Below are 3623 nucleotides of genomic sequence, written 5' to 3' on the forward strand. Positions count from 1 at the left end.
TAGCAGGCATTCACTTTTTCTGAATATCATTATGTTATATTATACCAATATGCGTTTTAAATGCACAACAGCTTATTGCCGATGAACAATCAGCAAACATATCTGATGGGTTAGTCGATCGGCGTTTACCGTAGCACAAACCTCTCGCCTGTGATTCCTATCATGTCCAGTCAATTACTCACCATCAAAAATGTTTGTAGTGAGGACTAAAATACTTATAAAATTTTTAGGATTTTATTACTCGTTACCAAGTAACTTTCTTTATTTCTGAGAGGTTATATATTATTAACGGTAGTTAATAATCGATCCAAAAACCCAGTTTTTAGGTATATGTAAGATTTTTGCCCTACATCTAGCGAGCAGAATAAGCCTTGAGCAAATACACGCTAACCGTCCCAAAAATCAAAAGAACTAACCCTAAAAGTAACTCGATACTAAACCTTTGAGCATTGCCCAAAGCGACAAGAATTTGCTGCCGCACCACAAACGCCAACAGCCAGCAAATCTCCGCCTTCAGCCAAACCAAAAGGCTTCGCCCCAACAGATATTGCCGGCGAGCGTTCTCAGAAGTAATCGGTACGGGATAATTAAAAGTATGCGGATAGCGCGATACCGCAGTTAAAACCGCAAAAATAATCGCAGCCACAGCCGGCATGAGCCAAATCGTCACCTTGTCGCCCCAAGCATCAGCCAGCCCCCCTAAGCCGAAATGAATCGGAATTCGATCGGGCAAAACCGCCCAAAACTTGACGATGAGCAAAACAGCCAGCAAAATCGCGATCGCACCTAAAAGCTCTACCGCCACTAAAACAGGCGAAAGCCCCAGAGAAATAATCGGCCGTTGGTTTGGTGCGTTTCCAGTCATGGCTACTTAAAATTAGATTAATATTGAAAATAATAGTATTGGTTCCAATTTCATCCCCCAACAGCTTTAGTTGGGGGTTTCCAAACATCCCGCGAGGTTCTATGACGGCTCAGGTTTTGATTGAAAAGAAAAAGTTAGAAAAACCGCCCCTAACAATACACACATTAGGCGATCGCGTCCTGCGGCAGCCAGCTAAGCGCGTCAAAAGCGTCGATGCAGAAATTCGGCAGCTAGTCCGAGAAATGCTGCAAACCATGTACAGTGCGGATGGCATCGGTTTGGCAGCCCCCCAAGTCGGAGTCAACAAACAAGTAATTGTCCTCGACTGCGACCCGGAAAACCCCGCCACACCCCCAATGGTTTTGATCAACCCCACCATCAAAAGTAGCAGCAGCGATATCTGCATCTTGCAAGAAGGGTGTTTGAGCATTCCGGGAGTTTATTTAGAAGTCAAACGCCCAGAAGTCATTGAAGTCTCTTACCGCGACGAATACGGTCGCCCACAAACCCTGATAGCAACAGAGTTACTGTCGAGGGCAATTCAGCACGAAATGGATCACCTCAACGGAGTGCTGTTTGTAGACCGAGTAGAAAACAAGCTCGCACTGAATGAAGCATTAGTCAAACACAAATTTTCGCCAAAGGCAGTAAAATCAGTATGATGGCAGGAACTCCGAAAAGTGGTTTACTCTTAGCTCTTTCGTGCATCACGGCGATCGCGGCAGTCGGCTCAATTTTTGAGCTGTCCTCGGGAGAAGCTCAACTTGGCAATTTAGTCACGGGCATCATCCTCGCCCTGAGCGTACCGCTAACTGGCATATTTTTCTATGCAGCCGTTCAGGATGCCAGGGCAAATCTATAAGCAGAGTTATTAGTCATGAGTTATTAGTCATGAGTTTTTAGTCATTAGACATCTCCAGAAAAGTAGGTTTTGGGCAGGCAGGATGCCTAACCCCTTATCCCCACAATAATTTTTGGAGATGTCTATTCGTGATTAGTTAGCACCTAACAACTAATAACTGTGGCATAAAAATAGCAGATAAATAACATCAGCTAACCGCTCGCGAACTCATCACTAATCACTGTGGAATCAAGACGGCCCAAAAATAACATCAGCTAACACCTCCCGAACTCATAACTAATGTCTAATGACTGATGACTGATGACTCATAACTAATGACTAATGAAATCGGATTTCTGCGACAAGTGCCAGCCAAAGAGGCTGCGGGAACGCCAGCATCCAAGTACCAACTTTCTGAAGATGAGGAATTGGTCATCGGACGCGATCGCAATTGTCAAATAACTTTAGAGTCGATCGCCCACGGCATGGTTTCCCGCCGCCACGCCGCAGTCCGTCCCCTGACTCAGGGTACTTTGACGAGATGGGAAATTTGCGACCTCAACAGCGCTAACGGAACTTATATCAACGGAAAAAAGCTCTCTGGCTGCCAAACTTTAGAAACAGGCGATCGCATCAGTCTCGGCCTAGACGGCCCTGAATTTATATTTGAATCTCCCGTAACCCCTTACCAAAATCAACCCGGATTCCCTACACCACAAACGGGCAATTTTGCTGGTAGCGAAAAAGACGCTCTCACTTTAACTCAATTATTCCCGATCGCCTCCACGGGCAAACAATTAAGCCAAAAAGCTTACTTATATCCAGGTATTGCCACAGTTATTGTTGTCGTTTCGATGTTTGTCGCGGTTGGTAATTCCGCAGCATTCAACTTGCTGCTGTCAGCTTACCTCGCCGGTGCGGCTTACTACTTTATCTATCAACTATGTGGCAAACACAAGCCTTGGTGGGTATTGCTTGGTTCCGCTTTAGCTACAGTCCTGATTGTGATCAGCCCCTTATTAATTGGATTTATATTAGTATTTAGAGAAATTTTGCCCGGCCGCCTGCCAACCGAAGGCGAAACAATCAGTTTTTTGCCTTTTTTGACCAGAATGTTTTTCGGGGCGGGTCTAATGGAAGAATTGCTGAAAGCCCTGCCCGTTTTGGGAGCGATGTTGCTGGGAAATTGGCTGAAAAATCCGTGGCGCGATCGCATCGGCGTTTGGGAACCTTTAGACGGAATTTTGTTAGGAAGTGCTTCGGCAGTCGGCTTTACACTGTTAGAAACTCTGGGGCAGTACGTTCCCAATATCATCCAAAATGTCACCCTGCAAGCAGGGCCGGACGCCGGACAATTAGTAGGATTGCAGTTGCTAATTCCCCGCATTTTGGGTTCGGCCGCCGGACACATGGCTTACAGCGGCTATTTGGGATATTTTATCGGTTTGAGCGCCCTCAAACCTAGGAAGCGCTGGCAAATTTTGGGCGTAGGTTATTTCAGCGCTTCCGCACTTCACGCTTTGTGGAATGCGTCAGGAGCAGCCAGCGTACTTTTGCTGGCGTTGGTGGGAGTTTTGTCCTATGCGTTTTTGGTAGCTGCGATTTTGAAAGCCAGAGCTCTGTCTCCGAATCGAGAGCAAAATTTTGCAACTCGAATATTTTCTGAAAAGTGACTGCTGAGTGCTTAATTGTTGAGGTGCGATCGCACTTCAAACTGCCATTTTTTTCTTGGGTTTTAACCAGGTTAAACCTGCCCATGCTAAAGCTGTGCCCCCAACGGCGATCGGTTCGGGAACTGGTTCGGGTTCGGTATTCACTAGAGTGTAAATTTTTTGAATTCAAACCCACATTCCGCAGATGTGGGTGGAATTTTTTTATCAGTTGTGAAAAGTGGGAACCCCAAAGTTTTTCCGTTGA

At 45.8% G+C, this 3623-nt stretch carries 4 protein-coding genes; 3 read left to right on the forward strand and 1 reads right to left on the reverse strand.

Going from position 1 to position 3623, the window contains the following annotated elements:
- Positions 1–352 precede the first annotated feature (352 nt).
- Positions 353–865, reverse strand: coding sequence for a DUF1648 domain-containing protein (locus tag QUA04_RS28995; RefSeq protein WP_333264069.1), 513 nt, complete (start codon positions 863–865; stop codon positions 353–355).
- A gap of 101 nt (positions 866–966) precedes the next feature.
- Between QUA04_RS28995 and def the strand changes: the two genes are divergently transcribed.
- The 3 genes from def (at position 967) to QUA04_RS29010 (ending at position 3379) form a co-directional block, all read left to right on the forward strand.
- Positions 967–1527 (forward strand): peptide deformylase, encoded by a 561-nt coding sequence (def, locus tag QUA04_RS29000; RefSeq protein ID WP_333049453.1) that lies wholly within the window; start codon positions 967–969, stop codon positions 1525–1527.
- Entirely contained in the window at positions 1527–1727 is a 201-nt protein-coding gene (locus tag QUA04_RS29005) for a hypothetical protein (RefSeq protein ID WP_199292547.1), read from the forward strand. The genes def and QUA04_RS29005 overlap by 1 nt, the downstream gene beginning before the upstream one ends.
- 314 nt (positions 1728–2041) lie before the next feature.
- Positions 2042–3379 (forward strand): PrsW family glutamic-type intramembrane protease, encoded by a 1338-nt coding sequence (locus QUA04_RS29010; protein WP_333264073.1) that lies wholly within the window; start codon positions 2042–2044, stop codon positions 3377–3379.
- Positions 3380–3623: the final 244 nt, after the last annotated feature.

Origin of the sequence: Microcoleus sp. S13_C5 (genome assembly GCF_036700845.1) — a bacterium.
Taxonomy (GTDB): domain Bacteria; phylum Cyanobacteriota; class Cyanobacteriia; order Cyanobacteriales; family Microcoleaceae; genus Microcoleus.